This is a genomic window from Hyphomicrobium sp. 01T421 (genome assembly GCF_056398805.1).
This window is the reverse complement of record NZ_JBFTQC010000001.1, coordinates 1,210,736-1,228,645: the sequence shown is the minus strand read 5'-3', so window position 1 is coordinate 1,228,645 and position 17,910 is coordinate 1,210,736. Positions and strand designations below refer to the sequence as shown.

8 protein-coding genes are annotated in these 17,910 nt (G+C 60.2%); 7 read left to right on the top strand and 1 reads right to left on the bottom strand.

The genetic code is table 11. The features are described 5' to 3' along the window. The first annotated feature begins 21 nt into the window (after positions 1–21). The 7 genes from sfsA to AC1DK3_RS05525 all read left to right on the top strand — a co-directional run bounded on the left by sfsA (position 22) and on the right by AC1DK3_RS05525 (position 11,961). Complete coding sequence (sfsA, locus tag AC1DK3_RS05555; RefSeq protein WP_477191268.1) at positions 22–744, top strand: DNA/RNA nuclease SfsA; 723 nt, start codon at positions 22–24, stop codon at positions 742–744. Between the two features lie 108 nt (positions 745–852). Then, positions 853–1,350, top strand: a complete 498-nt coding sequence (gene msrB / locus AC1DK3_RS05550) for a peptide-methionine (R)-S-oxide reductase MsrB (RefSeq protein ID WP_477191267.1) — start codon at positions 853–855, stop codon at positions 1,348–1,350. Positions 1,351–1,863: 513 nt separating this feature from the next. Next, positions 1,864–3,216, top strand: a complete 1,353-nt coding sequence (locus AC1DK3_RS05545) for an efflux RND transporter periplasmic adaptor subunit (RefSeq protein WP_477191266.1) — start codon at positions 1,864–1,866, stop codon at positions 3,214–3,216. Beyond that, positions 3,213–6,362, top strand: coding sequence for an efflux RND transporter permease subunit (locus AC1DK3_RS05540; protein ID WP_477191265.1), 3,150 nt, complete (start codon positions 3,213–3,215; stop codon positions 6,360–6,362). Before AC1DK3_RS05545 ends, AC1DK3_RS05540 begins: the two co-directional genes overlap by 4 nt. 3 nt (positions 6,363–6,365) lie before the next feature. Further along, positions 6,366–9,488, top strand: coding sequence for an efflux RND transporter permease subunit (locus AC1DK3_RS05535; protein WP_477191264.1), 3,123 nt, complete (start codon positions 6,366–6,368; stop codon positions 9,486–9,488). A gap of 365 nt (positions 9,489–9,853) precedes the next feature. Continuing rightward, a complete protein-coding gene (locus AC1DK3_RS05530; RefSeq protein ID WP_477191263.1) occupies positions 9,854–10,492 on the top strand; it encodes a GIY-YIG nuclease family protein in 639 nt (212 codons plus the stop codon). Between the two features lie 242 nt (positions 10,493–10,734). Then, positions 10,735–11,961, top strand: coding sequence for a GNAT family N-acetyltransferase (locus tag AC1DK3_RS05525; RefSeq protein ID WP_477191262.1), 1,227 nt, complete (start codon positions 10,735–10,737; stop codon positions 11,959–11,961). 47 nt (positions 11,962–12,008) lie between these two features. Here the strand turns inward: AC1DK3_RS05525 and AC1DK3_RS05520 are convergent, their stop codons facing one another. Next, positions 12,009–17,642 (bottom strand): MupA/Atu3671 family FMN-dependent luciferase-like monooxygenase, encoded by a 5,634-nt coding sequence (locus AC1DK3_RS05520; RefSeq protein WP_477191261.1) that lies wholly within the window; start codon positions 17,640–17,642, stop codon positions 12,009–12,011. Positions 17,643–17,910: the final 268 nt, after the last annotated feature.

Below are 17,910 nucleotides of genomic sequence, written 5' to 3'. Positions count from 1 at the left end.
GCTCGCCGATAAGGGCTAGCGATGAAATTCGCACATCCCCTCGTTCCCGGCATACTCATTCAACGCTACAAGCGGTTCCTCGCCGACGTTACGACATCGGGCGGCGTCACGGTGACGGCCAGCTGCCCGAATACGGGCTCGATGCTTGGGCTCGCGACGCCCGGGTCGCGTGTTTGGCTCTCCGAAAGCGACAGCCCAACGCGCAAATATCGCCATACGTGGGAATTGATCGAAGCCGATCTCGGCCAGGGGTCCCATATCGTCGGCATCAATTCCGGGCGTCCGAACGGGCTCGTGACTGAAGCCATTCAGGCGGGGCTGATTGCGGAGCTTTCCGGCTATTCGACGCTGCGCCGTGAGGTGAAATACGGGCTCAACAGCCGGATCGACATCCTCCTTTCGGGCGGGCCCGATAAGCGCGATTGCTATGTCGAAGTGAAAAACGTGCATCTGATGCGGAGTTCAGGGCTCGCAGAATTCCCAGATAGCAAAACCGAGCGGGGCGCCAAGCATCTGCGCGAGCTTTCGAGCATGGTCGAGCAGGGACATCGCGCGGTCATGGTGTTTCTTGTGCAGCGCAGCGACGCCCAGAAATTCTCGGTCGCCGCCGATATCGACGCCGCATATGCCGCGGCATTTCAGACCGCGGCAGCTTCCGGCGTCGAAATGCTCTGCTATACGTGCCGCCTCAGCCCTATGGAAATCGAGGTTGAGAAGCGGATCGAGATTGCCGATCTTTCATAAGAAAAAGCCGAACAACGGCCGAAACGAAAAAGAGAGAGACAACGTACTCTCCGAAAGACGACGGCGTTAGGGCGCCGAAAAAGGAAACGGAACCCAAGGTGACGAGCCATGTATTCACGGCGCGATTTTTCACAATTGGGCATCGCTCTGGGCGGAGCCTTGGCGATGCTGAAGTCGGCTTCGGGGTATGCTGAAGCGGCGTCCGAGACATTCGAGATTACGAAGTCCGATGACGAGTGGAAGAAAGAGCTGACGCCGGAACAGTTCAACGTCCTTCGCAAGCAGGGCACCGAGCGCGCCGGGACATCTCCCCTCGACCAAAACGATGCCGCCGGCACGTATGACTGTGCCGGTTGCGATTTGGCGCTTTTTTCTTCGGCGACCAAGTTCCATAGCGGCACGGGCTGGCCGAGCTTTTGGAAGCCGCTCGATAACGCCGTCGCCACAACGACCGACAACAGCTTTTTCATGACGCGTACGGAGGTTCATTGCCGGAGATGCGGTGGGCACCTCGGGCACGTCTTCGAAGACGGCCCGAAGCCGACGGGCCTGCGCTATTGCATGAACGGCGTGGCGCTGAAGTTCATTCCGAAGTCGGTTGGTTAATCATCGCCCAAATACTGGCGAGCAACACACTTCATGGGCCGTCGCGCAATTTCGTGGCGGCCTTTTCGTTTCTGGATTGCGTGGTGGCTCGCGACAGCGCCCTCGTGGGGCATGGCCGTAGATCCCGGCCATCGCCGGGATGACCGGGCGGCGGGGAACCCGTTATGCTCGCTGGTGAGTGCTACCGACGCAGCGCGGTCCTGACCGTTTGAAATAAGACGTTAATTTTACAACATATGACGTTCACGCCTTGCGCACGGTGCGCGACGAGCCCGTCCGAGCATAAAAGGGCCTCGGATATAGGCCTTTTTCGAAATATTGGGTCTGGAGCGCGGCGGCCTCGCCAGGCGTTGCATGTCGCAGGCGAGGCTTGGCGGGTATAGATGTGGGACCTGCGGGGGCAACGGATTTCTCCGAACCGTGCGTTTCATGACCGGGTGATAGGACGAACAGTGCCGGTGTGTGTCGTAATGTGACGGCATCCGGCCGGGTTGAAAGCGGAAAAAAGCGGCGATGACGCTACTTCGGTGGGTTTCTACGGTGGTCGTCGTCGGCGCGCTCGCCGGCGGCGTTTATTATACGATGCAAGGCCGGACGCCTGATGGCAGCGCCGCCGCAAGCCGGCGTGCCGGGATGGGTGGCGGCGGTCCTGTGGCTGTGGTCGCCAAGAATGCCGATACGGCGGACGTACCGATTTATCTGGAGGGCGTCGGCTCGGTCAAAGCGCTCAACACGGCGACTGTCCGCGCGCAGGTCGACGGCAAGCTGTTGAGCGTCAACTTCATCGAAGGCGAAGACGTCAAGAAGGGCGACGTGCTGGCGAAGATCGACCCGGTGACCTACCAGGCGCAGCTCGATCAAGCCATCGCCAAGAAGGCGCTGGATGAGGCGCTGCTCGCAAACACCAAAAAGGATCTCGAGCGCTTCCAGAAGGTCGGCACGCTGGCGATTTCACAGCAGCAGATCGATACGCAGATCGCGCTCATCAAGCAGCAGGAAGCGCAGGTCAAATCCGATACGGCGTCGATCGAGAATGCGACTGCGATCCTCGGATATACGACGATCGTCGCGCCATTCGACGGCCGCACTGGCATCCGCCTTGTCGACGAAGGCAACCTCGTCCATGCGGGAGACGCCGGCGGCATCGCCGTCATTACGCAGGTGCAGCCCATTTCGGTGGTGTTCACGCTGCCGCAACAACAGTTGCCGACGTTGACCAAATCAAGCTCCGAAGGAACGCTGGCCGCGCATGCGTTGTCGACCGACAGTCAGACCGAGCTTGATACCGGCACTCTCAAGGTCATCGACAATCAGGTCGATCAGCAGACCGGCACGATCCGTCTCAAAGCCGAATTCCCGAACGACAAGCGCCAGCTTTGGCCAGGACAGTTCGTCAACGTCCGGCTTCTCGTCGATACGCTGAAAGGCGTCGTCGTCGCGCCGACGGAAGCCGTGCAGCGGGGTCCGGACGGCACATACGTTTACGTCGTTGGCACCGGCAATGTCGCCGAGATGCGGCAGGTGAAAATTTCGCGGCAGGACGACAAGTTCGCCGTCATCGCCGAAGGTTTGACGGCGGGAGAGAAAATCGTCACGAGCGGTTTCGGCAGGCTCAAAGACGGCGCGACCGTATCCGTCACCGACGGCACGGCGGCTCCTGCAGATAAGCCGGCGATGTCGAAGAAGCCCTCGGATGGAAAGAAAGCCGCCCAGGCCGACAACGCCGCGAGCGCTAGCGTGCAAGCGGCACAAGCTGCCTCTTCGGCCTCACCGGAAGCAGCTCTAGTGACCGGCTCGACCAGCGAGGGCGGCAAGCGTTCGGGCAGACACAATCAGTCTCACCGGGATAGCGGCGCATCGCCATGAGCGTTTCCCGGCCCTTTATCGAGAGGCCGATCGCGACGTTCCTGCTCGCGGTCGCGACCGTTCTCGGCGGTATGCTCGGCTACTTCGCGTTGCCGATATCGTCCCTGCCGCAAGTTGATTTTCCGACCGTCGAGGTCACGACCGAACTTCCGGGCGCGAGCCCAGAGACGATGTCGACGCTCGTCACGGCATCGCTCGAACGCCAGTTCGGGCAGATCCAGTCGCTTGCGTCGATGTCGTCGACCAGTTCGTTCGGCCTCAGCCGCATCACGCTGCAATTCAATCTCGACCGCGATATCGACGCGGCGGCTCAGGACGTGCAAGCCGCCATCAACGCGGCCGGCTCGACGCTGCCGCGCAACCTCCCCTACCCTCCGACATACTCTAAGGTGAACCCAGCCGACACGCCGATCGTCACGCTCGCGCTGACGTCGGACACCCAGTCGCTGCGATCGCTTTCGGATCTTGCGGATACGCTGCTCGCGCAGCGCCTCGCCTCGGTGTCGGGTGTCGGTCATGTTGCGATCGAGGGCGGCATCAAACCCGCTGTGCGCGTCGAAGCCGATGTCTCGCGTCTTGCGAGCTACGGCCTCAGCATGGCCGATCTCAGCACCGCTATTGCCAGCGCCAACGTCGCCGGGCCCAAGGGCTCGCTCGACGGCGAAAAGCAGTCGTACACGATCGCCGCCAACGACCAGATCGATCAGGCGAAGGCCTACGACGACGTCATCATTGCGTATCGAAACAGCGCGCCGGTCCGCATCAAGGACGTCGCGCGCGTTACAGATGGTCTCGAAAACACGCGCGTCGGCGGCTGGTACAATGGCAAGCCCGCGGTCATCGTCGACGTTCAGCGGCAGCCGGGCGCCAACGTCCTCGACACCGTGTCGCGCATCAAGCAGGAATTGCCGCGCGTCGAACGCAGCATGCCGGCCGGTGTCAATCTCGCAATCGTCAGCGATCGCACGGGTACGATCAAGGCGTCCGTCAATGACGTGCAGTTCACGCTCGTCCTCAGCGTCGGCCTCGTCATCATGGTCGTCCTTTTGTTTCTGCGCTCGTTCCGCGCCACGATCATTGCGGGCGTCGCTTTGCCGGTGTCGTTGATCGCCACGTTCGGCGTCATGTATTTCTGCGGCTTCAGCCTCGACAATCTCTCCTTGATGGCCCTGACGATCGGCACCGGCTTCGTCGTCGACGATGCGATCGTGATGATCGAGAACGTGGTGCGCCACATCGAAAAGGGCGAGAAGCCGATGAAGGCCGCCCTCGATGGCGCGCGCGAGATCGGCTTCACCGTCATCTCGCTGACGCTGTCGTTGATCGCGGTTTTCATACCTTTGCTTTTCATGACCGGCCTCGTCGGACGCATGTTCCGCGAGTTCGCCATGACGCTGACGATCGCCGTCGTCGTCTCGGCGATCGTATCGCTGACGCTGACGCCGATGATGTGCTCGAAGCTCCTGCGCAGCGGCGGCCATGACGAAAAGGAAGGCGTGATCGGCCGCTTCATGGAACGCGTAATCAGCGGCTATGGGCGCTCTCTGGAGTTCGTGTTTCGCCATCAGGCGGCGACGCTGCTCGTCGCGCTGCTGACGGTCGTCATCACGATCTGGCTCTATGTCATCATGCCGAAAGGCTTCTTGCCGGACCAGGACACCGGCGCAATCACAGCCGTGGTCGAAGGCGGCCCGCAAATCTCATTTTCCGAGATGTCGCGCTTGCAGAAGGATGTTGCCGCCATCGCCGCGGCCGATCCGGATGTTACGGGCGTCGCGTCCATCGTCGGCATCGGACAGCTCAACGCCACGCAGAACGTCGGCAGCCTCAAGATCATGCTGAAGCCGCGCGACGAGCGAAAATCGAATGTCGTGCAAGTGATCCAGCGGCTAAAGCACGCCGTCAGGCCAACACCCGGAACGATCGTTTACTTCCAGCCCGTGCAGGACGTGCAGATTTCGACGCAGGCGAGCCGCGCGCGCTATCAGTACACGCTCGCGAGCACCGACGCCGATGAGGTTTCCGAGTGGTCGAAGAAGATGGCGGCCGCTCTTCATGAATCACCGTTCCTTCGCAATGTCGCATCGGAGGAAGTCGACGGCGGACTTATTGCGCGCATCGACGTCGATCGGGTTACCGCCGGACGGCTCGGCGTCACGATGCAAGCTATCAACGATGCGCTGAGCAACGCATTCGGCCAGCGTCAGGTTTCGACGATTTACGAGCAGGCCAATCAGTATCGCGTCGTTCTGGAGGCGGCTCCCGAATATCGCAGCGATCCGTCGCGATTGAACCGGCTCTACGTTCCGTCGAGCACGACGGGGACGCAAGTCTTGCTGACCTCCGTCGCAACTATCGCATACGATACGGCGCCGCTCGCGATCAGCCATCAGGATCAGTTCCCGGCCATAACGATCAGCTTCAATCTGGCGCCCAATGCATCGCTCAGCGATGCGCTTGCTGCAATCGACACGGCAAAGAAAGAGGTCGATCTGCCGGCATCGGTGACGGGCACGTTCTATGGCGATGCAGCTGAATTCTCGAAGTCGCTCAACAACCAGCCCTGGCTGATCCTCGCCGCTATCGTCACAATCTATATCGTCCTCGGCGTTCTCTACGAAAGTCTCATTCATCCGTTCACGATTTTGACGACGCTGCCGTCAGCCGGTATCGGCGCGGCTCTGGCGCTCGAGCTCACCGGCAACGATCTCTCGTTCGTCGCGCTCATCGGCATCATTCTACTGATGGGCATCGTGAAGAAAAACGCGATCATGATGATCGACTTCGCGCTCGATGCTGAACGCGAGCGCGGACTTTCCCCGCGGGATTCGATCAAAGAGGCGGCGCTGCTCCGCTTCCGGCCGATCATGATGACGACGCTTGCCGCGCTTTTCGGCGCCCTGCCGCTGGCGCTCGAAAGCGGGACGGGTTCGGAGCTTAGAAATCCACTCGGCATCACGATCGTCGGCGGTCTGCTTTTGAGCCAGCTCCTGACGCTCTACACGACGCCGGTCATTTATCTAACGATGGAACGGCTTCGTGCGCGCCTCGGCGGCGGCCGGTCTGTCGATAAGAGCGAAGAGATCGAGCCAACTGCTGCCGGGCTGACAGCCAGACCAAATAGCCTCCCGGCGGCCGCGGAGTAGGCGATGAACGTCTCGCGCATCTTCATCGAGAGGCCCATCGGGACGGCACTCCTCGCCATCGGCCTGTTTCTCGCGGGCGCCGTTGCGTACGGGCTCCTGCCCGTCGCGAGCATGCCGGCGATCGAGTTTCCGACCGTTCGGATCATGGCGACACGTCCCGGCGCCGACCCCTCGACAATGGCGTCCAGCGTCGCCTCCCCGCTTGAACGGCGTCTTGGCGAAATCGCGGGCGTCACGGAGATGACGTCGACGAGCTCGCTCGGCTCGACGTCCATCGCGATGCAGTTCGACCTCAACCGCAACATCGACGGCGCGGGCCGCGACGTGCAGGCGGCCTTGAACGCAGCGACCGCGGATCTTCCGGGCGACCTGCCGCAAGTTCCGACATTCCGGAAAGCGAACCCTTCAGCTTCGCCAATTCTCATCCTCGCGTTGACGTCAAAGACGATGACGACGAGCGCGATCTACGATACCGCCGACACCGTCATCGGCCAGCGTATTTCGCAAGTCGATGGCGTGGCGGACGTGACGGTAAGCGGCGCCGACCAACCGGCGACGCGCATCCAGGTCGATCCGACGCTCGTTGCTGCGATGGGCGTCAGCTTCGAAGACGTGAAGAATTCCGTCTCCAACGCCAACGATCTCTCGCCGATAGGCTCGGTGGACGGCGAACGGCAAACGATCATCCTGCAGTCCAACGCGCAGATGACTGAGCCCGAAGAATACAAAAACATCGTCGTCAAGAACATGCCGAACGGCGATATCGTCAAGGTGGGCGACGTCGCGAAAGTCATCACGGCGACGCGAAACGCGCGCTCATCGGCGCGCTTCGGCCATGATCCCGCGGTGCTGCTGATCATCACGAAGACGCCCGAGGCAAATGTCATCGACACAGTCGACCGGGTGAAGGCGCTGCTTCCCCAGCTCAAAGAGTGGATACCGGCGGGCATCGACATTTCGATCCTCAGCGATCGGACGACGACGATCCGTGCGTCAGTTCACGACATGCAGTTCACGCTCGGCTTGACGATCCTGCTCGTCATGTCCGTCGTCTTCGTCTTTCTCAGACGCCCGACGCCGACGATCGCGGCCGGTATTACCGTGCCGCTGTCGCTTGCAGGTACGTGCGCCGCGATGTGGGCCGCCGGGTTTTCGATCAACAACCTTACGCTGATGGCGCTCGCCGTTGCCGTCGGCTTCGTCGTCGACGATGCGATCGTGATGATCGAGAACGTCTATCGCAATATGGAAAAGGGCATGAAGCCCTATGCGGCGGCGCTCGCGGGATCGCAGCAGATCGGCTTCACCGTCATTTCAATCTCGGTATCCCTCGTCGCGGCATTCATACCTGTCCTGTTCATGACCGGCATCGTCGGCCGGTTGCTCCACGAGTTCGCCCTGACGCTGACATTCGCCATCGCCATCTCGGCCGTCGTGTCGCTCACGGTCACGCCGATGATCTGCGCTCACTTCATCAAGGCCGGGGCCGAGGCACATAGGAACCTCGCCGACCGTATTTTCGAAGGGGCGCTCGCTCTCGTCGTGCGGAGCTATGCGTTTACGCTCAGAATTGCCCTTCGCAATCAGCTGGTCATGCTCGCGGTCTTCGTGGCGACGATCGTGCTAACGATCCATTTCTATACCGTGCTGCCGAAGGGCTACCTGCCCGAGGACGACACGGGCCTGATCATCGCCGCGACGGAAGCCAACGCCGACGTGTCGTTCGCGGAAATGAGCCGGCTCCAGAGACAAGCTCTCAGCGTGATCCTCGCCGACCCGGCGGTCGACAACGTCGGCTCATCCATCGGCGCCGGCGGCCCAAATCCGACGCAGAACCAAGGCCGCATGTTCATTAGCCTGAAACCGATCGAAGAGCGCCACAACGTTTCGACTGCGGTCGTGATCGATCGACTGCGCGCGCCTCTCGGCAAAATCGTCGGACTGGCGACAAGGCTCATGCCGTCTCGCGATATCCGGGCCGGAGCGCGCTCGGGCAAGGCCGATTATCAATATACGCTGTGGGCGATCAACGCCGAGGATCTCTATGAGTGGGTCCCGAAGGTCATCGACGCGGTTCGCGCCGTTCCTGGACTTGCGGACGTGACCTCCGATCGCGAGGCGGGCGGACTGCAGCTCAACGTCAACATCAATCGCGACGTCGCGTCACGACTGAACGTCGCGATCGTCGACATCGACAACGCGCTCTCGAACGCCTTCTCGCAAACCCAATTCTCGACGATTTACGGCGATCGCAACCAATATAAAGTCATTCTGGAAGTCGATCCGAAGCTCCAGGTTCATCCCAAGGATCTGTCGCGGATCTATGTGCCGACGATCGACCGCACGCAGCAGATCCCACTCTCGAGCGTCATTTCGACGAGCGAAGGCATCGCGCCGCTGGTCGTCAACCATCAGGGCCCGTTCCCTGCCGTAACGATCAATTACAATCTGCGGCCTGGCGTCAGCATGGATACGAGTCTTCAAGGCATCGACGCCGCTCTCCAGGCTTTGCATATGCCGGAGACAATTCACGGTGAACCCGCGGGCGACGCCAAGGCGTTCATCGAGCAGGCGCGCCAGCAGACGCTGCTGATCCTGGCGGCGCTCGTCGCGATCTATATCGTGCTCGGCGTGCTCTATGAAAGTCTCGCGCATCCGCTGACGATCATCTCGACGCTGCCTTCGGCGGGCCTCGGCGCGTTGCTCGCGTTGCAGATGGCAAGCATGGACCTCTCGGTCATTGCCCTCATCGGCGTCATTCTGCTGATCGGCATCGTGAAGAAAAACGGCATCATGCTCGTCGATTTCGCATTGCATGCGGAACGCGAGCGCGGGCTCTCGCCGCAGGCTGCGATCTACGACGCCTGTCTGCAGAGGTTCCGTCCGATCCTGATGACGACGCTGGCCGCGTTGCTCGGCGCCATTCCGCTCGCGGTTGCGGTCGGCCCGGGGTCGGAATTGCGCCGGCCCCTCGGTATCACGATCATTGGCGGCCTTGTCGTCTCGCAGGTGCTGACGCTTTACACAACGCCGGTGATCTACCTGCTGCTCGAGAAGCTCAAGGCAAGATTTGCGCGCGGCGGCGAGAAGAGTCCGCCGGCGGTCTCGACGGCCGAAAGCACCTAATCGAGAGGCCTAGTTCTCCAGCGCTTCATTCCGACTATCCGAGATGACGGAAGCACGCCGGTACAATTAGCTAAATCTTGTCATTCGGCTGCACACAGACGGATTCGCTCTCGACACTGCCGCGATTGGTAAGATAGCGTCTTTAATCTTCCTTGCCGTTCAGGACTGGCTGGATTTCTCGTCAGCTTCCTCAAGCGTCGCCTCAGAAGAGATCGAGCGGGATGAACGACCACCCCGTAGGGATGTGCGCATTCGGAACGGCGGCGCCGCCGGTGGAAACACAAAAGCGGCGAGAGGCGTCCTGTTGGCGATTGCTCAACATCCTGAACTCCTTTTTATTACCGGATTGGCGTGAAGAATCCTTCGTGTCCGCGAACGACGTCGAAGGATTGTTTGGCTGCGTCGCGCGGCGAGATTCGCTCGACTGGTTTACCATCGCCGGTCAGCTCGGATATCCGTCGGCTCGGCTCGCGGCGACCATTGCTGGGGAAATCCGCGCTCTCAGCGCAGCAATCAAAGACAGGGACCGGGACGCTTTTGCTGATGCGCGAACGGTCCTTCTCGGGCTTCCTACTCGCCGCTGTGTCTATGCCTTTCTGAAGCGGAAAAAGATTACGGACGAGCCGAAAGCCGGTTGGATTTTTATGCTGGCCAATGCCGAGAGCGAGCTGATCTCGGCCGGCATGACGACCCGCACCGTCGAGCATCGGCTCGAGGAAATCAATCGGGCGACAGACGTAGGGAATACGTTCGGGATCTACCGCTGCTGGCGCGTTTCGGATCCGGTCCGCGCCGAAAACATCGTGATCGAAACTCTTTCGAAAAGTGGATGCTTCCAGGCGCCAGCTTCCGTCGCCGGAAAGACGTTAGACGCCGCCATCGACGACAGTGGGCTCGAAATCAGGACGCTGAATGCCTTGGGTTCTTTGGAAGAGCGTCACCTCTGGGGAATTTTCCCTCGTCATTTCGTTGGCGGATACCGCAAGACGTCGAGCCGCCACTAGCTCCGCATTTCGGTCACCTTGGCACTCCTTCAGTAAAGTTGGCTATACCCGCTTTTGCCGTCTAATGCGGTGGGCCGCATAATGACTTTCTCGCCATATCGGCCACCGCATTTGCCGCGATTCACCTATAATTTCTGAATTTCGGTTTAGGAATGTGGTTACAAGGATTTTCCGCTGGCTGAGTAACGATTGCTGTGTTCAATTCCGACACCCGGAGCGCAATATCTACGACCGGAACGACGATGGTGAAACCACAGGCAGGCGTCAAAACTTCCGCACATCTTTGCGCCGAAGGCGATCCGATGCTCAGCGTCGAGACGATCATCGACGACTCTAGCCTGCACGATTTGATTGCGCAGTGGGATTCGCTCCACGAGCGCATCTCGCCTCGCCTGCCGTTTACGACGCATTTATGGGCTTCGACTTGGTGGCAACATTACAAGCGCAACAACGTAAAGGCGAAAGACTTCCCTCGCATTTTCCTATTGCGTAACGACAGCGGCGAGCTTGTCGCGGTTGCGCCGATGGTTGTGACGCAACGGCCTGGCTATGGGCCGCTGAGCGCGAAGGAACTGCAGTTTTTCGGCGCGGACTCAAACGTTACAGAATTCCGCGGTCCCCTCTGTCTGCCCGAGCACACTCCAGCGGTCGTTCGCTCGATCTCTGCATTTTTGGATAACGCGAATGGCGCCGACTGGGTGCAGTGGCGCGGGCTGCGATTGCAACAAGCGTCGACGATGTTGCCCGCGAGAATCCGTCAAACGCCTTACCTAGGCACGACGGTTCATATTCTCCATCTGTCATCGACCTGGGAGCAGTTCAGAGCGAACTTATCCAGGAATATGAAGCAGGCCATCAGAAAGTGTTACAATTCTCTGGCCAGCGAAAAAATGACGCCTCAGCTCCGCATCATAGAGAAGCCTGAGGATGTACCAGCAGCGCTTGATCGACTATTTGCTCTTCATGCGGCTCGTGCGGATGCCGCCGCTTCGATCAAACACAACAATGTCTTTGCTTCGCCGGTCAGCCGTTCCTTCATGCTTCAGTACTGCACGGAACTCGCCCAGCGCGGAGCACTGCGAATTTTTCAACTCGTGATAAACGACGAGGTCGTGGCGACCAGAATCGGCTTCAAATTCGGGGATGAATTATATCTCTATTACTCTGGTTACGATCCTCGCTGGGGCCGCTACAGCGTTATGACGACGGTCGTCGTGGAAGCGGTTAAATGGGCGATCGACAACAAGTTGCGGATCGTGAACCTCTCTACCGGAACTGATATTTCGAAAGCTCGCTGGGAGCCGGACGTCATCTCCTATATTGGCGGATTTTCGGTCCGCAAAGGCTACAGGAGCCGAGCTCTGTTCGATATGGTTTCCCGCTACCGGGAGCGATCGCTCCGAGCGATAATTACTGCGACTCTCGTCGCTCCCCAGCTTCAGGATAAACTGGGGTTACTTGTCGTATAATCGCTGAAGCGCCGCGCGTGCAGGAAAGCATGCCTGCGGACGATCAACTATCGAGCGCGTGCTCCGCGCCGGCGCTGCATCGAGTCTTTGCGGAAACTGGCGCGGTTCTGTTCTGGCGCAGCAGATGCCGCATCACGTTCGCGGTTTGCGAGCGAAGCGGCCAAGCTTCGCAAAGTGGGGAACTGAAACAGGCGCACAAGCGACACTTTCGTTCCCATCCGCGTGCGGATCTTCTCCACGATACTTACCATCGTTAAGGAACTTGCGCCAAGGTCGAAGAAGTTGTCATCGAGCCCGACCTCGGCCAACGCCAGTGCGTCCTGGAAGATGCTCGCAAGCTCGCGTTCCACGTCCGTCGCCGGCGCGACAAAGGCCGTCGCAGTCTCGTGGCGCGCGCGATCGGGCGCCGGCAGAGCCTGCCGATCGAGTTTGCCGTTGGGAGTTAAAGGCAACGCATCGAGCAAGACAAACGCCGACGGCAGCATGTATTCCGGCAGCGCCTTGCGTAGATGCTGACGCAAAGCCGGCATGAGCGAATCTTCCGATGCGGCCCGGAGCACAGGGCGATTGGCATACTGAGACCAATCCGGCGAAGCGCTATCATCGGGGTTTGCAACACCAATGGCTCCTGCATCAGTCGCGCGTGCTACTCCCGCCGCGCGCGGACGATAAACAGCATCGAAGAATTCTCGTCCGGCGGCTGACCACTCGATGGCCACATCGCCCTTTTCTGCGAGCGATCTCACGTCTTCGGGGTCGATCCCGACGGAGTGCTGAAGGCCATTGGTGGAGTCACCAGCCAGAGAGCCTAGTTTCTGCGAAGGTGATAGCGCGTTGAGCGCGTCAAGTGCCGTCACCGCCGATGCCACGCGGGCATTCGTGATCCCGGTCACGCGGATGGGCGATTGGGCGGATCGCAAGATGTCGCCCAACGCCTCGATCGTGCATGGTTCCGGCGCCTGAACCGTCGTCGTCGCGAGGGGCGAAAGCGATATTCCACCTTGCTTACGGATGACGACGTCGTACCGGAAGCGCGTCATCTCGGTCTGCGCGCTCCCGGTCTTGAGTTCCACTTCGACACTTTCGACCGAGGGAATGAATCTCGGTAGTGTCCGAAACAGCTCCGGGTCCAGCACCAATTCCGCTTCGTCATCGTACCGCTTGCGCAGACGCGTCCGAAGCTCGTCCGCCTGCGTCTCCGGCGAGGCTTTGAGCAATTCGATTTCCGCCAGCATGACCTCAAGTAGGGCACGGCTACGCACATCGCCCACGAAGATCGCCCCGCCCGGCGCCAGCTTTTCGATGCACTGCTCGAGAACATCGACGAAGTAATCCACGTTCGGAAAGTACTGCGCCACGGAATTTATGACGATCGTGTCGAACGGTCCGGCGTCCATGGAAGCGAGTGTGTTTGCCGCCCGCTGCTCGAGAACGACGTTGCCTAGACCCTTCTGATCAGCCTCGTTTCTCACGCGGGCAAGTGCAGCCGCGGAGAGGTCTATGCCGTGGTAGCGATCGCAGTTCGGAGCAACGCGCAAAAGGATCATGCCCGTTCCGCAGCCGATCTCGAGGATGCGCTGTGGCCGGAGATCCTGAACCCGCTCAACCGTCCGCTCGATCCAATCCTGCATCTCGGCGTCGGGGATTTGTTCGCCGGTGTAACTGCTCCGCCAACCAACTGTTTCAGAGACCGCGTCACCGTTGCCGCGATACGTCTCGTCCCAGATCGTTTCCCAATGCGCCGTGCTCGGAGCGGCAGATGCGCCGCTGCCATTGGCTACAGGCACGACATAGGCAACGAGGCGCTGTTCGCCGCTGCTTTCGTCGGACCGCGAGACGACTGCGCTTTGCTTCACCGATGGATGCCGGCTCAGCACCGACTCGATCTCGCCAGGCTCAATTCTATGACCACGAATCTTGACCTGCTGATCGAGCCGGCCAAGGTACTCAATCGTACCGTTGGGGAGCCAGCGCCCGAGATCGCCCGTGCGGTAGAGATGCTCATCGCTGCGGCCGAACGGATCGGGGACGAACCGCTCTTCGGTCAGCTCTGGCCGTCCCAGATAGCCGCGCGCAACGCCTGCGCCGCCGATGACAATTTCACCGGGCACGCCGATGGGCAGTGGACGCAGGGATTGATCGACCACGTAGACACGGGTGTTCGCGATCGGCCCGCCAATGGTGATCGGATCGCCGGCGCCGCCGACCTTGGCCGTCGTCGACCAGATGCAGGTTTCGGTCGGGCCGTACATATTGTGGATCGGTCCCTGGTATCTGGAACGCAATCGATCGATCAGCACAGGCGGGAGCGCCTCGCCGCCCAGCAGCAGCATGCGCAAATGTCCAAGCGCATCGAGTGAGACATCGTCGGACGCCAGGATGCTCGCAAGAGATGGCGTGGCCTGCAGGTGCGTCACGCCGTGGCGGGCGATTTGAGAGGGGATATCCTCGCTCAGTTCATCGGCGTTCGGATTGGCCATCCGGCGCAATTCATCGAGATGCGGAAGGTTAGCCAACACGTCTTCAGTCGAGATACCGAAATCGATCAAGCAGGCGATTTCGTCGACGCCATACGCCTTCAGTTTCTCGATCTTGGCGACGCAAGATGCCGGCGTTCCAAATAAGCCTGCAGTTTCGAAGTAGCGCGCGAATGCGTGCTCCATGATGGCATCAAGTTCTTCCGGCTGCAGATCCGACAAGGCCATACGAGGGTCGGAACCGTCGCGGTCATCGCGCTTGGCAAAGGGGGTCAACTCCCACCGCATTTTCGCGACCAGGTCGGTGGACGTCTTGAGGTATTCGATGAAAGGGCCGCGAACCTTGCGTCGCACTTCTTCTTCATCTGCACCGACGAAGGTGTGCAGCATCAGCGACACCGATCCCCGCCCCTCATGGCCCGCTTCACCCCAGGCCTTGCGATAAACGGCAACGTTCTCCACGAACTGCTCGGGCTTCATCACTAGGAGGTTCGTCAGCACGTTGGCGCCCATTCGCCCCGCGAGCGCAAACGTATCGGGGTGCGAACTGGCGGTGACCCATAATTTGGGTTCTTTCTGCACCGGCGGCGGGAACGTCTTCACCTGAACCGTCTGCCCGTCGCCATCGATCGTCTCGACGGCCTCGCCGCGCCACAGCGCTTTGACCGTTTCGATACCGCGGGCGAAAAGCTCGCGCCGGTTTTTGTAGTTTTGGGGCTGCAAAGCGAAATCGCGTACGTGCCAGCCGGAGGCGAAGCTCAGACCGACGCGGCCGTTGGACAGATTGTCCACGATCGACCACTCTTCGGCGATACGAAATGGACTGTGCAAGGGGAGCACTACGCTACCGGCGCGGATGCCGATGCGGCGGGTGACGGCCGCGACCGCCGCACCCGTCACCGCGGGGTTTGGGTACAAACCGCCAAACGGATGGAAGTGACGTTCCGGTGTCCAGATAGCGGAAAAGCCATGCTCGTCAGCAAATTTTGCGCCTTCAAGCAACAGACGGTATCTGCCRCTGGCTTTGCCCGCAGCGTCATCGGAGTCGGCTGCAAAATAGAATAAGCTGAAATCGATGGGTGTGGCGCTTACCCGTTGCTGGGCTGCGCGTGCCTCGCGCTCAGCTTCTTTCTGGATCACCACCTTAAATCCGCGCGCCAACGTCCAAAACAGCTCAAGCACCGAGATGTCGAACGAGATGCTGGTTGTCGCGAGCCACACGCCGGGTGCCGTTCCGAGGGCCTGATCCATCCCGGTGAAGAAGCTCGTCACGTTGCGGTGTTCCAGCATCACGCCTTTGGGGCGTCCTGTGGAGCCGGACGTGAAGATCACATACGCCAGGTTGTTGCCGGTGACCTCGACCCGCGGCCGCTCGTCATTTCCACTCTGACCGATTGGGTCGGCGCAGATGACATTCAATCCCGCGGGCAATTTGGTGCGCAGGTCCGATGTCGTAACGACGATCCGTGCGCGCGTATCTTCGAGAATGATCGCGAGGCGGTCGCTCGGGTAAGACGGGTCCATCGGCACATAGGCCGCGCCGGCTTTCAAAATGCCGAGTAGGCCGACCACCATCTCAATGGAACGCTCGATGAATATTCCGACCATCTGATCGGGCGCCACGCCTTGCCCGAGAATCTCGTGGGCCAGCTGATTGGCGCGTTTGTCCAACTCGCGGTAGGTGATCGACCTGTCGCCATCAACGAGCGCTGCTGCGTCCGGCGTACGATCGGCCTGCGCCTCAAAGGCTTCGTGAATGCAGCCCGGGCCGGGCAACGGCTTGTCCGTCGCGTTCCAGGTCTCAAACACCAACTGGGCATCTTGCGATGGGAGACGCGGGAGACTGGTAATCTTCGCATCTGGATTGTCGGCGATCGCATCCAGCAGCACCTGCAGCATGTCGCCGATCCTGCCGGCCGCCGACCCTGAAAAGCAACCTGCATCGTAAGACAGCTTGAACGTTATCTGAGGCCCGTCGTAGGCCATCACGTTGAATGCAAAGTTCGTCTGGTCGTGGAGCTTGAAACGCCGGTGTTGCCACTTAGGTCCAAACGACTTGAAGCGCGCGTCGTTGGTCTCTGCGTTGAAGACGACGATCGTGTCGAAGAGCGTCTGCGAGCGTGGCACCTCGCTGTGGCGAAGCACATCCGGCAAGGGGGAATGCTCGAAGGCGCGCGTCTCCACCTGGTTGCGCCGCAATTGCTGGCAGAATTCGAGCGCACTCAGATCACCGTCAAGCTTGACCCGCACGGGCAACGTATTGATGAAAAGTCCGACGATCCGATCGGCGTCCTCGATCGATGACCGGCGGCACGTCCGCGTTACGCCAAAAGCCACATCGTCACGGCCGGAAAACGCTGAAAGCACGAGCGCCCAGGCCGCCTCTATGACGGTCGACGTTCGCAGCCCAGCCTTATCGCAGAATGCATGGAGCTTCGTCGTTTGCGCCGGAGACAGCGCAAATTCGATCGTGGCGTGAGGCCCGGATGTGCGCGTCGCGCCACTCGACAGGCGCAGCGCCTCCAAGTTGGTCGGCGTCTGAAAGCCCGCGAGGGCAGTCCGCCAAAAGGTCTCGGCAGCATCGGCGCTCGACGCAAGATGCTCGCCGAGCCAGGTTATAAAATCGCGATACGGCGGTCGATATGGAAAGGACGGTTGGTCACCCCGAGCAAGGGCGGCGTACGTATCAAACACGTCCTGGACAACGAACGCGAAACAGGAGTCGAGGATCGCATGGGAGTAGGTGAAAACAAGCTGGTGCCGGTCTGCGCCAAGGTGAATCAGAGTTACACGCCAGAGCGGCGCGACGTCCAACGGCAGAGCCGTCAATCGATCTTCCGTCAGGAAGGCATTGAGCGCCGCCACCTGATCGTCAGCCGACAATGCCGATAAATCCCGCACTCCGAACGGGACTTTAACCTCGCTTAAAACTTCCTGACTCGGGTTTCGCAAATCCTTCCAGCTGAAGCGGGTGCGAAGGATCGGATGCTGCGCGGCGACAATGGCCCAGGCGCGCACGAGAAGGTTGACGTCGATCGGCTCGTTGAGCTCGACCTCGAGTTGCTCCACGTCGACGCCGGGAGCTTGCGCCTCGAGATGGTGGAAGAGCATTCCCTGCTGGAGGGGGGAAAGAGGATACAAATCTTCAACCATGGTTCCGGCTTCCGATATCACGCGCGCAAGTTCGAATTGTTGAATGGGCACCTCGTCCTCCCCCTCAAAACCCGGGAGGACATCATACGGAAAATTTGTATCGAGACTTTACCGTTTAGGGTGTAGAACCCGCAGGTTGCCGCGCACACTTACAATGCAATCCATCCTTTACATTAATTTTAAGTCTACCCTGCGCTAATAATTGCCAGGATTGATTAAAGACTGAAACAGGTTCAGTTTGGCGCCCTTCTCGCGCCTCTTCGTCCAATACACCGATTGGGGATTTGCTATCGGGAAACGATTTTGGGGTAAACGGAGG